The organism is Sphingobacterium sp. 18053 (assembly GCF_902706145.1).
Taxonomy (GTDB): domain Bacteria; phylum Bacteroidota; class Bacteroidia; order Sphingobacteriales; family Sphingobacteriaceae; genus Sphingobacterium; species Sphingobacterium paramultivorum.
The window spans coordinates 40,544-59,299 of the sequence record NZ_CACSJW010000002.1; the positions used below are offsets into that span (position 1 = coordinate 40,544).

The window sequence follows — 18,756 nt, forward strand, 5'->3', positions numbered from 1 at the left end:
GCCCTTTCCTACATCGCATCAAAAAGTGTTTTTCCTTTTCGAATACCTGTAGTAAAGGGCAGCTCCTTCGGTTAAAATGATGTCTCTAATTGTTACTCAACACCATATTGTTGTTTATACGATTTTTCTAAATCGGTCACTTGCTGTAGCAATTGTTTTTCCGAGGTAGAGGCTAAAATACTCTTATAGGCACCCAAAGCACGCAAAGCTGTTCCAATATTGGAATATTCAAGTTCTGGCTTCGTTTGGGCAATATCCTGATACCAACGCATATTTTGGGTCATAAACTTCAAGTTACGGTTTACAATCTCATTCGCACGCTTCGTTTCACCAGTTTCATACAACACATTGACAATTGGAATATAGCCTAAAATATCACGCATCAAATAAACACGTTTTGGCATTTTCTCAAAGGTTTCAACAGCGATTTTACGCGCCTCATCCTTATGACCTTCCATCATCAACTGTGTCGCTGTACCACCCATTACAGTATTTGTAATCATGGTAATCATGCGGTAAGATTCAGGATCCAGGTAAGAAGCATGTGCCATATTACCCCATTGGTATTTCGTAGTAATGTCTTTGTAAGCAGACTGTGTATCAACCAATGTACCTTCTGCTCCGGCAGGAGTTGCAATTGGCATCAAACGCAAGGCAAACCCCTCTTGCACCAAATATTTATCTAAACCAAGGTAGTTATCATTTGGAACTGTTGCGGCAAAATAAATTGGACGTTTCCAATCGTTATTCAATAACACGTTTAAGATAGATAATTCAGCTCTAGAGATATAATTTCTATTGTAGGTCCAGCTCATGGTATCGACAATAGATTCTTGCCAAGCTTTAGGAACGACATTATTTTTCAGAACAGATTCTTTATTCACTGGAAGGCTAAAGTTTTTGGTTGGCAGGAAGTTTTCAAACTTACCACCTCTCAATTCCAATTTGTTCTTCTGGTCGTCAGACAATAAAATCTGCATGATCAAATCCAGATCCACATGTCCTGGAACTTTCATATCCTGATAATAAAGCACTTCGCGAACACCTTTCTTGAACTTTTCATCATCGATATTGATCGGTAAACCATCTGCCTGATTCACTTTTTGTTTCATCTGGCGCATATACCAGTCCGAACTCAACAAACTTAAGTTTACGACACGTACATCCGGACGATAATTTTCGACTTCCTGAACATACCATAAAGGATAGGTATCATTATCACCGTAAGTAAATAAAATAGCATTGGGCGCACATGACGCCAAATAGTTTTTAGCAAGATCACGGGCAGTTGTTTTCTCCGAACGATCGTGATCATCCCAGTTTTGGAAGCCTAGCAATACTGGAGCTCCCAATAGACAGGCTACTGTAGCGGCACCAGCTGCAATTTTACCATCCACTTTTTTGCTCAGATAATCCGCAATAGCGAAAACACCAAGCCCGATCCAGATGGCGAAGGCATAAAAAGAACCTGCATACGCATAGTCACGTTCACGTGGTTGAAGTGGACTTTGATTTAAATATAATACAATTGCTAATCCTGTAAAGAAAAACAACAGACCCACAATTCCCGCATCGCGTTGTCTTTTTCCAAAATGCCAAAAGGCACCGATTAAACCAATAATCAAAGGCAAGAAGTAGTATTTGTTATTCGAAGGGTCAGTCTTCAAAGAATCTGGAATGGCATTTTGTCCACCAACATGCAACTCATCAACAGGTTTAGCACCTGAAATCCAGTTACCTTCGGTAAATGAGCCCTGCCCTTGTTGGTCATTCTGACGACCGGCAAAATTCCATAAGAAATAACGGCCGTACATATGTCCGATCTGATAACTGAAAAAGAACTTCAAGTTATCGCCAAAAGTCGGCGACTGGCCTTCCGGGATTTTTAAGTAATCACGATAATATTCGATATGTCCTTGATCCCGTGAACTGTAAACACGAGGGAAAAACATCGTTTTATCGTATTTATAGTCCATACCGTTCTCCACCTTGGTATACTTGTCCTTATCTTTTCGATATGTATACGTAGGTTCGGCATCAACCACTTGCGCATCAAATGTAGGTCCATTTAAAAGAGGCTCACTTGCATATTGCTCACGTCCAAGATAACTCACAAAAGAAAACGCATTATCCGGATCACTGTTATTTAACGTAGGATTTGCCTTGGCACGCACCGTGATCATGGCAAAGGAACTATAACCAAAAATGATAAATGCTGCACTGATTAAGATCAGGTTTAGCATCGGCTTGACCTTTTTGATTGAATACCAGATCCCATATACAAAAAGAGCTACCGCTAAAATCATGAATAGGTTAAATCCAGTTCCGAAGCCCATTCCCAAGCTATTCACAAAGAACAGATCTAAATATGCTGCCGCTTTCACGGTGTATTGAATAATACCCCATAAAATCAACGCCAAAACAACGACACCGATCAAAAAAGCTTTGATCGCCCCCGATGATGTTACAGTTTTTGAACGTTTAAAATAAATCACCAAAGCAATTGCCGGAATCACCAAAAGGTTCAGTAAGTGCACCCCGATAGAAAGTCCCATCACATAGGCGATAAAGATCAACCAGCGGTCCGAACCAGCTTCATCGGCATGGTTTTCCCATTTTAGAATACCCCAAAATACGACGGCTGTACATAAAGACGACATGGCATATACTTCGGACTCTACTGCTGAGAACCAAAATGTATCCGTAAAAGCATAAGCCAGTGCACCAACAGCGCCCGAGCCGAATATTTTGATTAAATCGGTTGATGTATATGATCCATCAACACCTTTTACAACGATTTTCTTTGCTAAAGCTGTAATTGTCCAAAATAAAAACAAAATGGTCAGACCACTACATACCGCAGATCCCACGTTCATCCAGAAAGCAATTCGTGTAACATCTCCACCAGCAAGGTTTGAGAATATATTTTGAATCATTAAGAATAAAGGTGCTCCTGGCTGGTGCACAATTTGAAGTTTAAAGGCTGAAGCGATAAACTCGCCACAGTCCCACCAACTCGTCGATCGTTCGGCAGTCATGACATACGCTACAGTTGCTATTAGCGCACATATCCATCCTAAAAGATTGTTGATTTTAGTATAGTTCATAAAATGATAACTGTAAAAAGTATTATTAATACGGCTCGAAAATAAGGATAAGTTAATAAGAAATGAACTTTATTCTGATTTTTTAACACATATTAATTGAAAAAATTTCATTACGCGATCCAATATTGGCTGAAAGGAAAGCATTCCCAAAAGCACGCATGTACTTTTGTGGGCCAACATCTCGATAAAAAAGCTTAGCGCGCATATCTTTTCAAATCAAAACAAAAATTATTTCTTTGAAAATCAGCCCTAATACACTTTTAAGTTCATTTTTATTTGCAGAAATGAGAATAGTCCGTATATTTGCATCATCAAATGTGAACGAGATCATCACGATAACAATCACCTTTGAATTGTTTGTCCGATAGTATAAGGGTAGTACAACAGTTTTTGGTTCTGTTTGTCTTGGTTCGAATCCAGGTCGGACAACAAACAATAGAAAAGGCTTGCAAATGCAAGCCTTTTCTGCGTTATATGCAAGGCTTATTATTTATAAAAGGGTTTAGATTTTTTTAAATTTACATTTTGATTTTTAAAACAAATCTCTATCTTTGCGTCGTCAAAAAGAGAAAAACGGAAACGTTGACTTTTTAGAGACATTGTCCGATAGTATAAGGGTAGTACAACAGTTTTTGGTTCTGTTTGTCTTGGTTCGAATCCAGGTCGGACAACTTTTAAAGTTAAGCGTATATGGATTGTGAAAACAATCCATTTTTTTTAATGTTTAACTTTAAAAAACAGTAAGGGAATAAAAATATTGAATAAACGACAATACAATAACCCAACATAAATATACAAAACCATGCCTTTGCAATTCAACACGGTTAAACTATTTGCAGGTTCTGGCACTACAGAACTAGCCGAAAAAATCGCACAATCTTACGGGAAACCACTAGGAGACAAAACATTGTCACGTTTTAGCGACGGTGAGATTCAACCTTTCTACAATGAGTCAGTTCGCGGAAGCGATGTATTCATTATCCAATCTACCAACCAACCTACCGACAATCTTTTTGAATTATTATTGATGACAGATGCAGCGAAGAGAGCTTCAGCGCATTATATCACAGCGGTAGTCCCTTACTTTGGTTTCGCAAGACAAGATCGAAAAGACAAACCAAGAGTTGCTATTGGCGCAAAAATGATCGCCAATCTGTTGACTGCAGCTGGTATCCACCGTATCATGACAATGGACCTGCACGCAGCACAAATCCAAGGTTTTTTCGATATCCCTGTTGACCATTTGGATGGCTCTATCATTTTTGTTCCTTATATCAAATCGTTAAAACTTCCAAATCTAACGATTGCTTCACCAGATATGGGTGGTTCATACAGAGCACGTACCTTTGCTAAATTTTTCAATGCAGAAGTTATTATCTGTGACAAACGTCGTAAACGTGCAAACGAAATCGAATCAATGTCAATTATCGGCGATGTAACTGGTCAAGATGTGGTTTTGATCGATGATATCTGTGATACGGCTGGTACACTTTCAAAAGCAGCGGCATTGATCATGGAAAATGGTGCAAAATCTGTAAGAGCCGTTTGTACACATGCTGTGTTGTCCGGAAAGGCATATGAAACAATTGAAAACTCAGTATTGTCAGAAATGATCGTAACCGATACCATTCAATTGGATCCAGAAAAAGCAAAACAATCGACCAAAATCAAAGTATTATCAACGGCTGATTTATTTGCAAAAGCAATCACAAGTGTAAATCAACACTCTTCAATCTCTAATTTATTTGAAGTAGAGTAATCTTTGAGTTTTAGATCCTAGATATTGGACCCTGGTACAGAAAGCATTCAGCTCAACGACCAGGGTCTTTTTTTTGTATTGCGCCACCACCCCACCTTCTCCCAAAAAACAACAAACATTTAAAAGTGCACTTCCGCTTGGTTCTTATCTTTTAACCATAGGCGAATAGCCCTTTTTATCGAGTATAAGCGAGTATATAAGTTAGCAATTGATTGATACCAAATTCTACAATAACAGGGGATTTACAGAGGGTTAGCAGGGGTATAACAGGGGTAAAGCCCTGCTAACCCCCTGTTATACCCCTACTAAGAGAGTCCTATTCCAGTTTTAATATAGGAAATGGTATTAATTTGGTCATACATTAGGGTAAACAAGCAGCATTGAATAAGTATAGTCATGAACACAGAAAAATTGAACACATTGAATAAGTGCCTGTTTCCGAGCTAATATCGATCGTATTTTTTTGATAATATCAGAAATTAGATTATCTTTGCACCTCAAATTTATAAAAAATTAAAAGATGAAATCAATTGCTATTAGCGGTTCTGTAAGACAGAACGTAGGGAAAAGAGATGCAAAAGAATTGCGTTACCAAGGTTTAGTACCAGCAGTACTTTACGGTGGTACAGAGCAAACAGCTCTTTCTGTATCCGCAGCTGATTTGAAACCAGTTCTTTACACTGCAGACGTAATCATTGTTGAATTAAACATTGAAGGTCAAACTAAAAGAGCTATCGTTCAAGACGCACAATTCCACCCATTAACTGACTTAGTTACTCACGTTGACTTTTTAGAATTATTTGATGACAAAGAAATATCATTAAATATTCCTATCAAATTAACAGGAACTTCACCAGGTGTAAAAATGGGGGGTAAATTAGTTCAAAAATTACGTAATTTACGCGTAAAAGCATTACCTGCAAACTTGCCGCAAGACATTGAAGTACCAATGGAATCTTTAGAAGTTGGTAAATCAGTTCGTGTAGGTCAAATTCAATTGGAAAACGCAAAAGTATTAAACAATGCTGATGATACAATCGTATCAGTAATCATGTCTCGTGCATTGCGTCAAGCTGAACAAGAAGCAGCTAAAGCAACTAAAGGTGGTAAAAAATAATCTGAACAAGATTTTTAAAATACTGCAGAAAGCACCGAAATTCGGTGCTTTTTTTGTTTATTAAAATTTCTATTTTTGCAGCATGAATTATCTTATCGTTGGATTAGGCAACATTGGCAGTGAATATGCCGATACACGGCATAATATAGGTTTTATGGTTGCCGATGAACTTGTTAAACAGGTTGGCGCCAGTTTCTCCTTGCTCAAGTTGGCCTATTATAGCGAATTTAAACAAAGGGGGCACAATGTCACTGTGATTAAACCTACGACTTATATGAACTTAAGCGGCAGGGCCGTCAATTACTACATGCAACAATGCAAAGTTCCTATTCAGAATGTATTGGTGATTGTGGATGATCTGGCCATTCCATTTGGTTCGCTAAGGATGAAACCCAAAGGAAGTAGCGCCGGTCATAACGGGCTCAAATCCATTGAGCAGCTTTGCGGCGGACAGGTTTATCCGCGCTTACGTTTCGGTATTGGCGATAATTACCCAAAAGGTAGACAAGTAGATTATGTACTTGGCCCTTTTGACAAAGAGGAACAAGCTGAACTACCGGCTTTAATTGACCATTCCGTTAAAATGATCCAGAGTTTTGTCAATATCGGCATCGAGCTGACGATGACAAATTTGAATACAAAATAGTAAACGTTTCTAAAGCTCATTAATGTAGTGCCTTATATTGGTATTGATTTATAACAAAAAAGACCGATTTAAATCGGTCTTTTTTTATTTTTTACTCAGAGAACTTTACATTAGTTACTGCTTTCTGCCCGGGCCTTTTCTTTTTCAATCTCCATCTTAATCGTGCCGCTTACCTTCTCTTTTAATTTCCCATTAGCCTGCTCATCGTTTTTCTGTTCACTTACTTTCTTCCGGGTCGTAACGATAATGACACCATCTTTGCCTGCATTTCCATACAACGCAGTCGCACTTGCATTTTTCAAAATCTCTATTGATTCAATATCCTTCGAATCAAGTTTTTCCAAACTGGTCTCCCTCTTAACCGTCCCATCAACCACAAGCAATGGCTTGACTTTTCCATCATAGCCACGAACACGAACAGATGGAAAATCAGTACCAATAGACTCATTCGCTGAATTATTCCCCAACAATCCCATTACCGCGTTAGAACTTATCCTTTTTGATTTATCCGAAAAAACATCCAGTTTCGCGTCATCTGATTTCTCACTTTTCTTATAACCAACAACAGTAACAACCTTGTCATTCTGTCCTTCGTTTTTCTTAGAACCAATCGTCGAACTAATCTTATCATCCGCTCTGTTGTCATTCTTATAGCCAACGACGGTAACAACATTATCCCCCTTTTTATCATCCTGTCCAATTGGACGCACTTTATCACTCACTTTATCCGGATTTTCACGGGCCCATTTTTTTGTCGTAATCAATATAACGCCATTCTCTGCATCTGATCCATATTTAACGGTCGCAGACGCTCCCTTTAATACCGTTATATTGTCAATTCCATCCGGCGTCAGCGCCAGCTCCTTCACCATTTTTTGATCTGCTCTCTTGCCATCAATAACATACACCACATCAGTTGACTTATCATTCGTTAGCTGATCATCACGATACGTCACCCCTATCGTAAGCCCTTTGAGTTTGGTCATATCTTTGCCAATATGAGCTCCTTCCTTCAATTTCACTTCAAGGATACCGTCTTTCCCAACATCTTCACCATACTTTTCAATAGCAGCCTTCCCCTGTAATACCGAGACTGATGCTATAGCATTTGGATCGATATCATCCACAGTAAAAGTTCTTTCCTGCACAATACCATTCATGACACAACGTAATTTTTTTTGCGCTATATCCGAATGTTGTTGCATCTCAACAGTATTGGCCAAGATTGCTCCGCCAGCAATATCAATTGAAGACTTCGTCCGATACTTGATCATATCACTATCATTCGAAAACCAGTACTTCGCCAGTTTTCCTTCAGGAATAGCCAAAAATTCTGCCTTGGAGACCAATTTATTATCCACAAAATACTTTTGATTTTTTGAGAAATCAATAGCAGATCTTTTGATTTCCCTAAAATCTCTCGCCTCCACCTGATTTGCTTTAGCCACAGTATCCGCTAACGCAATAGAGCTCCTATTTGATTGATCTTCCTGAGATTTTAAATCAGCTGTTGGCAACTGAATAGGTAATACTGTCTCATTTGCCTTCTCAACTACCCCCTCAATACTACCCTCCGCTTTACTTACCGTAAATGCTGCTCCCGTCAATAAAAATACCGGTAAAAGAAAGGCGTATTTACTCAGCTCTATTTTCGATGATCGCTTCTTGTTCATCATCATAATACGACGTTTTAAAAGTTTAAAATTAAATTGATTACTCAACCCTACTGAAGTGCCCTTTTTGGACACATTCAATAGGCTGTATTGGTACGTCTGCTTGTCAATTCCTTTATCGAGAACCTGTTGATCAGTCAGGAACTCCAAATTTTGGCGAATGGCCCTGCGCATGAGCCAGACGAAAGGATTGTACCAACAACACACCAATATCATTTCAAACAGTAAAATATCCAGACTGTGAAGGCCTTTCACATGAATATCTTCATGCTTAAAAATATCTTTTAGTTCAGCATCAACATGCTGTCCTTTATTGACATAGATTTTATTCAAAAACGAAAATGGAACAATAGGAATAAGCACATTCCGGAATAGATAAGTCCGCCATTGATCGGACCTCGAATTCAGATGAATTCGCAATAAGCTCAATAATTGAAATACAAATTTTAATAACAATACAACAGCACCGGCCATAAACACGATTTCCACCAACCTTCCTAACGTCAGCTGCTGTTGAACCTCCGGCTCCGTAATATAAAGTGAAATCCGCTCGCCTACGACCCCAATACTCAATCCACGCTGTACAAACAAAGACTTTAAATCCAAAAACGGATACAGAAAAGCAAATAGCCCCCCTACTAAGAAGTAGGCTCTATTTAAAAAATAGAACGTCAAGCCTTTCAACAGTCCAATATATCCCAGATAGATAATACCCAACAACAGGTTGACTTGTATAATATAGGTTAGTAGACTTTCCATGCCATTAAGATTTATTATGCTTAATCATATCCATGATCTCCTTTAACTCATCGGCCGTCAGTTTTTCTTCCTGTACAAAAAAGGAAACCATCTCCTTATAGGAATTTTTGAAATAATCGCCCACAAAGGAGTTCATAAACTTGGCCTTATAATCTTCCTCACTCACCATCGGCTCGTAGCGTTTGGCATTGGCATAGCGTACTGCTTTCACAAAATCCTTACGCTCCAGATTCTTTACTGTCGAAGCCAAAGTCGTATAAGGCATCTTCTCGCCCTTTACATTATCCAAGATCTCTTTTATAAAACCTCCATTGAGGCTCCAAATGGACTGCATTGCCTGCTCTTCCTGTGCTGTTAATTTTTCCATGTCTTTATCTTCCTTTTTCTAATCTATCACTAATCTACGAATAATTCGTAAATACAAAAAATATTTTTTCGTTCCTTTTCGGATCTTTCCCAAAATAAGGCCTTCCTCAACCCTCCCAAAAAAGAAGTGGCTCATTTCTTGCGTATTTAAACTCAAATCCGACGAATATAAGTTAGCTGGCAGAAAATTTGCGATACGTTTATTTTAATTCTAAATTCATTCATAAATCGCTTCATCAATTGAAAAAAAAGAATTTCCACTGTATAAAATTGATAGCAATCAGTCGCACTGTTCATTCCAAAAGGAGATGGTTTAAAACAAATACAAGAAAGATAAATGGCTAAAAATATCAAAGCGATCAAATGTCCGCATTGTGGCAGTATAAAAATCACCACATTACGCCCCGATTATTACAAATGTGATAGCTGTGGAACAGAATTTTTTCTGGATAGTGATGACATCAATATCAACCACAACTATAACTACCCACGCAACAACCAAGATCAATATAAAGCCATACGGATTGTATTATTTGCTGTTGTAGGCTTTATTGCGCTTATGTTTGTCATTGGAGCCCTAAGCGCTATTTTTTCCAAAAAGCCAGCGCCCAATTATTCAACTTACAGCACTTCCAATACAGCAGAGAAAAAAGAAGAGGCCGAACCACTGGAATGGAACTATGCAAGCAACACGCTATTTTTGGATAAAGATAATACGCCACACGTTGTTGTCGTCGGTAATGTCGGAACTTTCAGAAAACGAATGGACGAAGGTAAGGACAATAAAGTTTATATCGGACTCTTCGATCCCAAAACAGGTAAAAAAGAATGGGTAAAGACTTTGATGGAAACTCCCGTCGAACTGTCAAGCAGCGACGTCAAACTTCAGGTATTTGAAGACCAGAATCTATATATCATCGTCAAATCCAAATATATTTATCAGCTGGACAGAAATACATTCACGTATAAAAGTGTCCTTGAGAACTATGTAAAAGATGCACCATCTTTAAGCACAGGCATCGCTAAAGTTGAATTTAAATACGAAGACTATGGTTCGGCTTATCAAATTGTCAACAATGAAGGACAAAACCTAGCTTATTATCCCTTGATTAACAAATCTATTCCCGATAAACAGCTGTACGACGAAAGAAGGAAAAAGCTTCCCAACCCAACGACAAAAACGGAATTTACCTTTTCAAGTAAATCCAGTTATTATCCAGAAGAAAAAATCCAGTTAATCCAGTACAGTTACCAATATCAATATGGATTCCCAAAAGATAGCCCGCGATTTTCCTGGGATAAAGACTATGGCGGGTCGGGCATATTCACCGACCGCGATCCTTATAAAAAGGTATTGATTAATCCATGGCAATTTAAAGGCGCCCGTCTGATCAGCTTCAAAGACTTTACGCCAGGAAGACTTTACTTTCAGCCCGTAATCATTGCGCAGAATGACAAAACGCTACTCATTGCGTATAAACCAACGCCTGCTGAAGACGACCCTTTCCAGATCCAACTATTGGATGTGGCAACAGGCGCAATACAAAAAACAGTGACCACAGACCTTAAATCCATGTATGGAAATGGGAGCCTCCTCAAAGATGGTTTTATTATAAAGGGAGCCAGCGACTATTATTATTTTGATAATAGCGGCAAACAAATCAACAAGTTTGAAGGGTATAACCCCAAATTCGACACACTAAATTAAACACTATGGGACTATTTAATCTTTTTAACAACCAGCTTTCTGAAGTCATCGAGTGGAAAAACCAAGACCCTCGATTATTGTGGTATAAATTCCCATCCGAAAGGAATGAGATCAAAAATTCCAGCAAGCTGATCCTCGCTCCAGGGCAGGGTTGCATCCTTGTCTATGAAGGAAAAGGTGAAAACCTGTTGACTGAACCGGGAACGTACAACCTCAAAACGGACAACCATCCATTCTTTACCACTTTAGCGCGTTTGCGGCAGAACTTTGAATCCGAACATAAGCTTTACATCTACTTTTTTCGCACAGCCGCTATCGTCAATCAATCCTGGGGAACGGGGACACCTATTAAATACATCGACCCCCATTACAATTTACCAATAGAAATCGGCTTGAATGGTACGTTCTCTTACCTCATCAAGGAACCGGTACATTTCTATAAAAACATTGTAGCTAATCAAAATACGGTTAGCACAGCTGTCATTCAGGACATCATCAATAATCGGATCCCACAACAAATTATTGCGCAGATTGCACAAAAAAAACTGGGTTACAATGAGATTGACAGTCAACTGGGACTGTTATCCAACGACATCAAGACTGCGGTTGAACAAGATTTTAATGACCTTGGTCTCGACATTACGGATTTCAAAATCTTAGGAACTCAATTTGATCCCAATACACAACGAAGAATTGGAGAAATCGCCGATTTAAGCACACAAAATCAGGCGGCACAACAGGCGGGTCTAAGCTATGTTGAATTAGAAAAACTACGTGCGCTCCGTGATGCCGCTAAAAATGAAGGGGGAATCGCCGGTGTAGGGGCACAGCTGGGCGTCGGTATGGAACTCGGAAAACAGTTTGACCTTCAAAAAGAGGAGATTAAAGATCATATTCAGCAAGAGGGCGACTTTGTCGAGAAACTTCAAAAGCTGCAGCTGTTGCTCCGTGAGAACATCATTACCCAAGAAGAATTCGATACACTAAAAAAACAGATCCTCAACAAAATATAACGCATGCGGGGATATTCATCTGACGATTCAGCTCAATTATACCGAGGTGAATCAATTCATAACACATAAATTAATTCAGCTATGAAATACATATTCGGTATATTATTCACCTTGGTGATACTTTTCGTTGCCACCTATTTCCTACTGGGACTTTGGGGCATTAAGCTATTGGATGCAGAGAACTTCAGCAAAATATTGTGGACTACAGGAATTCTGACACTAACGTCCATTATTCTGGTGTGTTTTGTCATACTACCCTTTTTTGGATCGGGTAAACAGGGCAACTACGAAGACAAAGGAAAGGTTGCACAAAGAAAAATAGATTGATATTTTTTGCAAAATAAGATAATGTTAAATTTGAATAAATTATTTGCTTATTTAAGTAAATAATTAGTGAATATTATCCAAAATGACGCAATCATGTCATTTTAATTCCAAAAGAACTTTCAATTTTAAATATCAAATAGTTAAATTTGTGAGATTAGCATAACAAATCAGATATAAGATAATATATAAACATGTCAGATAAAGCATCTATAAATTTAGACGGTACTTCGTATGACCTTCCAGTCATTGTCGGTACTGAAAATGAAAAAGCAGTTGATATTTCCAAATTAAGAGATCTAAGCGGATTTATTACGTTAGACCCAGGATACAAAAACACAGGTGCAACGAAAAGTGCGATTACTTTCCTTGATGGCGAAAAAGGCATATTGAGATATAGAGGATATCCAATTGAACAATTGGCAGAGAAATCGACTTTCTTGGAAGTTGCTTATTTGTTGATTTATGGAGAGCTTCCAAAAAAAGAGGTATTGGAAAAATTCAGAGCTGACATCAAAAAGCAAATGATGATTCACGAAGATATGAAAAACTTCTTCGCTGGATTCCCATCCAAATCTCACCCAATGGGCCAACTTTCGTGTTTAGTAGGCGCATTGTCGGCATTTTATCCAGAATCTTTAAATCCAAACTTAACAGAAGAAGAAGAAGATCAAACGATCATCAATCTTTTGGCAAAAATGCCAACAATCGTTTCTTGGATTCAAAAGAAATCATTAGGTCATCCTGTTGTTTATCCAAAAAATAACCTTGGTTACATTGACAACTTCCTAAACATGCTGTTTGGAGAAGTGAATGATGAAAAAACATTTGATCCTGTTGTCATTGACGCCATGCACAAATTGTTGATTTTACATGCTGATCATGAGCAAAACTGTTCAACATCTACTGTTCGCATCGTTGGTTCATCCAATGCAAACCTTTATGCATCCGTTGCATCGGGTATCAATGCATTATGGGGACCATTACATGGTGGTGCAAACCAAGCCGTAATCGAGATGTTGGAGGCCATTAAAAATGATGGTGGTGATGCTGAAAAATATCTTGCTAAAGCAAAAGATAAAAACGACCCTTTCCGTTTAATGGGATTCGGTCACCGGGTTTACAAAAACTTCGACCCTCGTGCTAAGATTATCAAAAAAGCATGTGATGATATCTTGGAGAAATTAGGCGTTCAAGATCCGGTATTGGATATCGCTAAAAAGCTCGAAGAAGCAGCATTGAATGACCAATATTTCATCGACAGAAAACTTTATCCGAATGTTGACTTCTATTCAGGTATCATCTACCGTGCATTAGGTTTCAAAGCAGATATGTTTACCGTATTATTTGCTTTAGGCCGTCTACCGGGATGGATTGCACAATGGAAAGAAATGCGCGAAAACAAAGAGCCTATCGGTCGTCCTAGACAAGTATACGTTGGCCACACAGAACGCGACTACGTTGAATTTTCAAATCGTTAATCCGATTTCGATTTATATCCTAAAAAAGCATCCTTCGGGGTGCTTTTTTATTTTCACCCGAGCTAACATGAATGGCTTTACAGCTATCTGAAACCACCCACTCGAATAATATATGATTACTCGTCGTTACGCTATTGTCACGATAATCTACTTGTTAAGTATATTTTAATTTTTCCTTATCTAAATTCCCTGTTTTTCGTTAAGTTTGCGTATTCATTGGTCTCTTATTAAAAATCATTATAAATAAGACTTGTTAGAAACAATACTACATATCTTGGTTCCCATTGCTATTTTCACCTTTATAGCAGCTTTCACCTTGTTTGCAGTATATGCCGAGCGAAAGATCGCGGGATTTGTACAAGATCGTCTAGGACCGATGGAAACAGGAAAGTATGGCAGTCTCCAAACGATCGCCGACATTCTCAAATTATTACAAAAAGAATTAATTACCCCCTCATCGGCCGATAAAATTCTCTTTAGAGTTGCTCCTATCGTTATTTTCGTGGCTGTTTTTACAGGTTTTGCCGTTATTCCATGGGCCAAAGATTTTATTCCAGCGGATACACATACGGGTCTGTTCTTCATAATGGCGATAATCTCCATTGATGCTTTGGGCATTTTAATGGCTGGTTGGGGATCTAACAACAAATATTCTTTATTAGGATCCATGCGTGCCATAGCACAGATGGTGTCCTATGAAATTCCGGTAGGCCTCTCGCTGATTACGGTCGTTATGCTAACCCAAACCCTAAATTTGAATGAAATAGCTATTGGGCAAGGCATCCTAACCAATGGAAGCATTAAATTCTTAGGTCTTTGGGAAGTCAATGAGATTGGGGGCCTCTTCGCCTGGAATATTTTTCAGGCCCCACATTTGATTATCACCTACATCATATTCTTTATCGCAACCCTTGCCGAATGTAATCGTGCTCCCTTTGATATCCCGGAAGCCGAATCTGAATTGGTCGGTGGCTTCCATACGGAATATGGCGGGATACAATTTGCCTTTATCTTTTTGGCGGAGTATGCCATGATGTTTTTGGTCTCGATGTTGGGGGTTGTCCTCTTCTTAGGAGCTTGGAATACACCATTACCAAACATAGGTGTGATACGTTTGGCCGATTGGACCACAGGCTTAGTGTGGGGAATATTTTGGACCTTAGCAAAATCATTATTTATTGTCGGTATCCAAATGTGGATTCGATGGACATTACCTCGGTTACGTGCAGACCAACTGATGAGTTTATGTTGGAAAGTATTGACACCGTTGGCTTTTATTTGTATGGCCATTTCTGCAATTTGGCGAATTTTAGTTATAGCATAGGATATGATATTTAAAACGGCTTCGCATGCATTTCGTACGGCAATCAAGGGTTTATCTTTGACTGTTAAACACTTGTTTGGTGCCCGACGTTCGCGAACGGAATTAAATATTAAAAAGGATAACTACTTTGATCAGCAGGAAGGTATTGTTACTGTTCAATATCCGCGTGAAAAAATGCCTATCCCCGAGGTTGCCCGCTATCAACTGCAAGTCGATATCGAGGACTGTATTGTATGTGATTTATGCGCAAAGGCTTGTCCTGTCGACTGCATCGAAATCGAAGCCATCAAATCACCGGAAGCGATTGGAAAAACCTCAGATGGTAGCGTTAAAAGACTATACCCGGCCAAATTCAACATTGATATGGCTAAATGTATGTATTGTGGGCTATGTACTGTCGTATGTCCGACAGAATGTATTACCATGACCAACGAATATGACCGCAGCTCACAAAAACTGACTGATCTTATCTATGGTTTTTCAGATATGACCGATAGCGAGGTTGCACAACGTAAAGCAGAATGGACCAAGTTTCAAGCTGAAAAGGAGGCAGCAAAGCAAAAATAAAAGATGGAAAGTATTTTATTCTACGCCTTTGCTACCCTAGCAATCGGTTCAGCACTTTTGCTCGTCAATCTTAAAAATATTGCGCGTGCTTTATTCCTGTTTTTTATTGTCTTATTTGCAATGGCAGGACTTTACCTATTTGCTTTAGCCGATTTCGTGGCCATTACACAAATTATGGTTTATGTTGGCGGCGTGCTCATATTGATGTTATTTGCCTTTATGCTTTCCAATAAAGAGCTTTTAAAAGATCTCCAAGATAGCAGCGGTTCATTCTTAAGCATACCCAAATGGCAGACTATTCCAGTAGTGCTTGGCTTCCTGTTCCTAATGCTATATGGCATTATTGAATGGCAACAAGCCCCTTCTACGTGGATTTTACAAGCTAGAGAAAATAACACCGAGATTGTTGCAACAGACAATAATATTCATCAGATCGGATTACGTTTTATGACTTTTTATGTATTGCCATTTGAAATCATATCCGTGTTTTTGATGATGGCCTTGATAGGAGCCTCACATTTATCCAGAAAGGAGCGTACAATATGATTACGCTGACGCATTTTTTAGTTGTCAGTGCCTGCATCTTTTGCATTGGTCTCTATACCGTTCTTTCCAAGAAAAATGCAATTATGATTTTGGTCGGTATTGAGTTGATGATCAATGCAGCTATCCTGAACTTTGTTGCTTTTGGAAAATATGATAAATTGAGTTATGGTGGGCAAATTTTTGCATTATTTGCCATCGTTCTTGCCGCGGCCGCAGTCGCTGTTGGATTGGCTATCGTATTAAATGTTTATAGACATTACAAAACCATTAATCCGGATGAGATAAACCAATTAAAAGACAAGTAAGCATTGGATCAATTTGTTCACATATCGCCCCTTCTGACCGCGTTGCTTACCTTGATAGCACCATTAGCGGCATTCGTATATCAAGCAATAGTAGGTAAACGCGACCAGTCCGGCCTTGTTTCTCTCACGGCCATCATCCTCAGCTTTATCGCTGGCGGCTTAACCTGGTTCTCCATATGGAATAATCCGGCGGTATCAATTCAGGCAAATTGGTTCACCATCGGCGAAACATCATTTAAAGTTGGTATCCTGCTGAACAATTTGAGCACTTTAATGCTTTTCTTGGTACCGACTGTTGCCTTACCCGTAAATATATACTCCAGAGCCTATATGCATGGCGATTCAGGTATTCACCGCTATTGGATGTATCTCAGCCTTTTCTGTTTTGCGATGTTGGGATTGGTCATTATGGATAGCCTCCTGTTGATGTATGTTTTTTGGGAATTGGTCGGTTTTGCATCGTATCTCCTCATCGGCTTCTGGTTCACACGTGAAACAGCTGTACAAGCCAATAAAAAGGCATTTTTGGTCAATCGCATCGGCGACCTCGGTTTTCTAATCGGGCTTGCGATCCTATTTACACAGTTCAAAACCCTCAATTTAATCGATCTATTTGGGGACAATGGCTTAATCTATCAATCCACAATCGCCCAAGGATTGTGGATATCTCCAGTCAATAGCTTACCTCAGATTTGGCTTACCATTGCAGGATTAGCCTTCTTCTTGGCAGCTATGGCTAAATCTGCACAATTTCCGTTACATGTATGGCTTCCTGATGCCATGGAAGGTCCTACATCCGTATCTTCGTTGATTCACGCCGCAACAATGGTTGCTGCTGGTGTATTCCTGCTGGCTACCGTATTTCCATTATTTAATGAATCTGCCTTATTATTTATTGCCATCATTGGTACAATAACCGCTGCTTTGGCCGCATACTTTGCGCTTGGCCAATACGACATCAAACGCATTCTTGCCTTTTCGACCATATCGCAGCTTGGTTTTATGATGGTTGGAATTGGTATTGGAACATGGGATGCTGCTTTATTTCATCTGACAACTCATGCTTTCTTTAAGTGTCTGTTGTTTCTTTCTGCCGGAGCTGTCATTCATGAAATGGCGCATCTTAAAGAACATAGCCACCTGGACTTTGACCCGCAGGATTTACGGAATATGGGCGGGCTACGTCAATATATGCCAAAGACCTTCGTGCTGATAAGCATAGCTTCGCTAGCACTTGCAGGATTCCCTTTGACTTCAGGTTATCTATCCAAAGATAGTATTGTTATCTCTTCCTTTGAATGGGCTATTTCAAAAGGTAACTTATACCTTATCATCCCCATAAGTTTGATTCTGGTGAGTATTTTAACAGCTTTCTACATCGGTCGTTTGCTATTCAAAGCCTTTTTTGGGGAGTTCAGACTGTTGAAACAACTTCAGGGCAAACTACATGATCAACCGCTGCATGAAGCACCAAAGACCATGTTGATCCCCATGTTTTTTTTGGGACTGTTCTGCTTATTTCCACTATTTTCTTTCAATCCGTTTTCGTATCACGATTCCTGGTTGATGGACGGCCTTCTATTGGATGAATATACTTTTGCACCAAGTCATCGTGCGCACCTTATCATTCCTGTCATATTGCTACTAGGTTCGGGTATTGGCTGGATCATCGGCTGGAAATGGTATGTACAAAATAAATACCCTTTGAACCCCGATAGCCAGGTATTAAAAGCCGCTTTCAACCAAGGGTATATCAATGAGTTTTACCAAGCAGTCTTTGTTAATGGTACATTAAAATTAGCACAGTTCTGTTATTGGTTTGACCGTCATATCGTTGACGCTTTCGTTTCTTTGATTCAGTTTATCGTCTTATCCCTTTCTCAGCTAAGTGTTTGGATAGACAAATATATTGTAGATGGTTTTGTTAATACGGTTGCTACTGTAGCCTATTGGACAGGCAATCAGGTTCGCTTGGTCCAAAATGGAAAGATACAAACAACATTGTATTCCGTCTTTTTATTAGTTTTACTTGGTTTAATTTATCTTATATTCTTTTAGGAA

At 39.0% G+C, this 18,756-nt stretch carries 15 protein-coding genes; 12 read left to right on the forward strand and 3 right to left on the reverse strand.

Annotation, left to right across the window (positions count from 1 at the left end):
- Window positions 1-92: 92 nt before the first annotated feature.
- A complete protein-coding gene (locus GVK91_RS04315; RefSeq protein ID WP_153845655.1) occupies window positions 93-3,107 on the reverse strand; it encodes a DUF2723 domain-containing protein in 3,015 nt (1,004 codons plus the stop codon).
- 802 nt (window positions 3,108-3,909) lie between these two features.
- Here GVK91_RS04315 and GVK91_RS04325 point away from each other — a divergent pair.
- The 3 genes from GVK91_RS04325 to pth all read left to right on the forward strand — a co-directional run bounded on the left by GVK91_RS04325 (window position 3,910) and on the right by pth (window position 6,629).
- Window positions 3,910-4,866 carry a ribose-phosphate pyrophosphokinase gene (locus tag GVK91_RS04325; RefSeq protein ID WP_153845656.1) on the forward strand — a complete coding sequence of 319 codons (957 nt, stop codon included), beginning with the start codon at window positions 3,910-3,912 and terminating at the stop codon, window positions 4,864-4,866.
- Between the two features lie 520 nt (window positions 4,867-5,386).
- The gene (locus tag GVK91_RS04330; RefSeq protein ID WP_153845657.1) at window positions 5,387-5,983 is read left to right on the forward strand and encodes a 50S ribosomal protein L25/general stress protein Ctc; all 597 of its coding nucleotides are present in this window, start codon (window positions 5,387-5,389) and stop codon (window positions 5,981-5,983) included.
- A gap of 82 nt (window positions 5,984-6,065) precedes the next feature.
- Window positions 6,066-6,629 carry an aminoacyl-tRNA hydrolase gene (pth, locus tag GVK91_RS04335; RefSeq protein WP_159727209.1) on the forward strand — a complete coding sequence of 188 codons (564 nt, stop codon included), beginning with the start codon at window positions 6,066-6,068 and terminating at the stop codon, window positions 6,627-6,629.
- 110 nt (window positions 6,630-6,739) lie between these two features.
- Here the strand turns inward: pth and GVK91_RS04340 are convergent, their stop codons facing one another.
- Both GVK91_RS04340 and GVK91_RS04345 read right to left on the reverse strand, forming a co-directional pair.
- A complete protein-coding gene (locus GVK91_RS04340; RefSeq protein ID WP_159727211.1) occupies window positions 6,740-9,061 on the reverse strand; it encodes a M56 family metallopeptidase in 2,322 nt (773 codons plus the stop codon).
- 4 nt (window positions 9,062-9,065) lie between these two features.
- Entirely contained in the window at window positions 9,066-9,428 is a 363-nt protein-coding gene (locus GVK91_RS04345; RefSeq protein ID WP_075994224.1) for a BlaI/MecI/CopY family transcriptional regulator, read from the reverse strand.
- 336 nt (window positions 9,429-9,764) lie between these two features.
- Between GVK91_RS04345 and GVK91_RS04350 the strand changes: the two genes are divergently transcribed.
- The 9 genes from GVK91_RS04350 (at window position 9,765) to GVK91_RS04390 (ending at window position 18,753) form a co-directional block, all read left to right on the forward strand.
- Complete coding sequence (locus GVK91_RS04350) at window positions 9,765-11,135, forward strand: hypothetical protein (RefSeq protein WP_159727213.1); 1,371 nt, start codon at window positions 9,765-9,767, stop codon at window positions 11,133-11,135.
- A gap of 5 nt (window positions 11,136-11,140) precedes the next feature.
- A complete protein-coding gene (locus tag GVK91_RS04355) occupies window positions 11,141-12,148 on the forward strand; it encodes an SPFH domain-containing protein (protein ID WP_159727215.1) in 1,008 nt (335 codons plus the stop codon).
- Window positions 12,149-12,229: 81 nt separating this feature from the next.
- Window positions 12,230-12,475, forward strand: a complete 246-nt coding sequence (locus GVK91_RS04360; protein ID WP_120333696.1) for a hypothetical protein — start codon at window positions 12,230-12,232, stop codon at window positions 12,473-12,475.
- A gap of 191 nt (window positions 12,476-12,666) precedes the next feature.
- Complete coding sequence (locus GVK91_RS04365; RefSeq protein WP_153845662.1) at window positions 12,667-13,953, forward strand: citrate synthase; 1,287 nt, start codon at window positions 12,667-12,669, stop codon at window positions 13,951-13,953.
- A 250-nt stretch (window positions 13,954-14,203) separates the two neighbouring features.
- Window positions 14,204-15,277, forward strand: coding sequence for an NADH-quinone oxidoreductase subunit NuoH (gene nuoH / locus GVK91_RS04370; RefSeq protein WP_153845663.1), 1,074 nt, complete (start codon window positions 14,204-14,206; stop codon window positions 15,275-15,277).
- Window positions 15,278-15,280: 3 nt separating this feature from the next.
- Window positions 15,281-15,844, forward strand: coding sequence for an NADH-quinone oxidoreductase subunit I (locus GVK91_RS04375; protein WP_046672765.1), 564 nt, complete (start codon window positions 15,281-15,283; stop codon window positions 15,842-15,844).
- Window positions 15,845-15,847: 3 nt separating this feature from the next.
- Complete coding sequence (locus GVK91_RS04380) at window positions 15,848-16,390, forward strand: NADH-quinone oxidoreductase subunit J (protein ID WP_159727217.1); 543 nt, start codon at window positions 15,848-15,850, stop codon at window positions 16,388-16,390.
- On the forward strand, window positions 16,387-16,695 hold the full coding sequence (gene nuoK, locus GVK91_RS04385) for an NADH-quinone oxidoreductase subunit NuoK (RefSeq protein WP_075994232.1): 309 nt from the start codon (window positions 16,387-16,389) through the stop codon (window positions 16,693-16,695). The genes GVK91_RS04380 and nuoK overlap by 4 nt, the downstream gene beginning before the upstream one ends.
- A 3-nt stretch (window positions 16,696-16,698) precedes the next feature.
- On the forward strand, window positions 16,699-18,753 hold the full coding sequence (locus tag GVK91_RS04390) for an NADH-quinone oxidoreductase subunit L (RefSeq protein WP_159727219.1): 2,055 nt from the start codon (window positions 16,699-16,701) through the stop codon (window positions 18,751-18,753).
- Window positions 18,754-18,756: the final 3 nt, after the last annotated feature.

Excerpts from the sequence above, each read along its gene's own strand:
- GVK91_RS04365 (WP_153845662.1), top strand. The coding sequence starts at position 12,667 with ATGTCAGATAAAGCATCTATAAATTTAGACGGTACTTCGTATGACCTT.
- GVK91_RS04375 (WP_046672765.1), top strand. The coding sequence starts at position 15,281 with ATGATATTTAAAACGGCTTCGCATGCATTTCGTACGGCAATCAAGGGT.
- GVK91_RS04345 (WP_075994224.1), bottom strand. The coding sequence starts at position 9,428 with ATGGAAAAATTAACAGCACAGGAAGAGCAGGCAATGCAGTCCATTTGG.
- GVK91_RS04355 (WP_159727215.1), top strand. The coding sequence starts at position 11,141 with ATGGGACTATTTAATCTTTTTAACAACCAGCTTTCTGAAGTCATCGAG.
- GVK91_RS04380 (WP_159727217.1), top strand. The coding sequence starts at position 15,848 with ATGGAAAGTATTTTATTCTACGCCTTTGCTACCCTAGCAATCGGTTCA.
- GVK91_RS04350 (WP_159727213.1), top strand. The coding sequence starts at position 9,765 with ATGGCTAAAAATATCAAAGCGATCAAATGTCCGCATTGTGGCAGTATA.
- GVK91_RS04330 (WP_153845657.1), top strand. The coding sequence starts at position 5,387 with ATGAAATCAATTGCTATTAGCGGTTCTGTAAGACAGAACGTAGGGAAA.
- GVK91_RS04315 (WP_153845655.1), bottom strand. The coding sequence starts at position 3,107 with ATGAACTATACTAAAATCAACAATCTTTTAGGATGGATATGTGCGCTA.
- pth (WP_159727209.1), top strand. The coding sequence starts at position 6,066 with ATGAATTATCTTATCGTTGGATTAGGCAACATTGGCAGTGAATATGCC.
- GVK91_RS04360 (WP_120333696.1), top strand. The coding sequence starts at position 12,230 with ATGAAATACATATTCGGTATATTATTCACCTTGGTGATACTTTTCGTT.
- GVK91_RS04325 (WP_153845656.1), top strand. The coding sequence starts at position 3,910 with ATGCCTTTGCAATTCAACACGGTTAAACTATTTGCAGGTTCTGGCACT.
- GVK91_RS04340 (WP_159727211.1), bottom strand. The coding sequence starts at position 9,061 with ATGGAAAGTCTACTAACCTATATTATACAAGTCAACCTGTTGTTGGGT.
- nuoK (WP_075994232.1), top strand. The coding sequence starts at position 16,387 with ATGATTACGCTGACGCATTTTTTAGTTGTCAGTGCCTGCATCTTTTGC.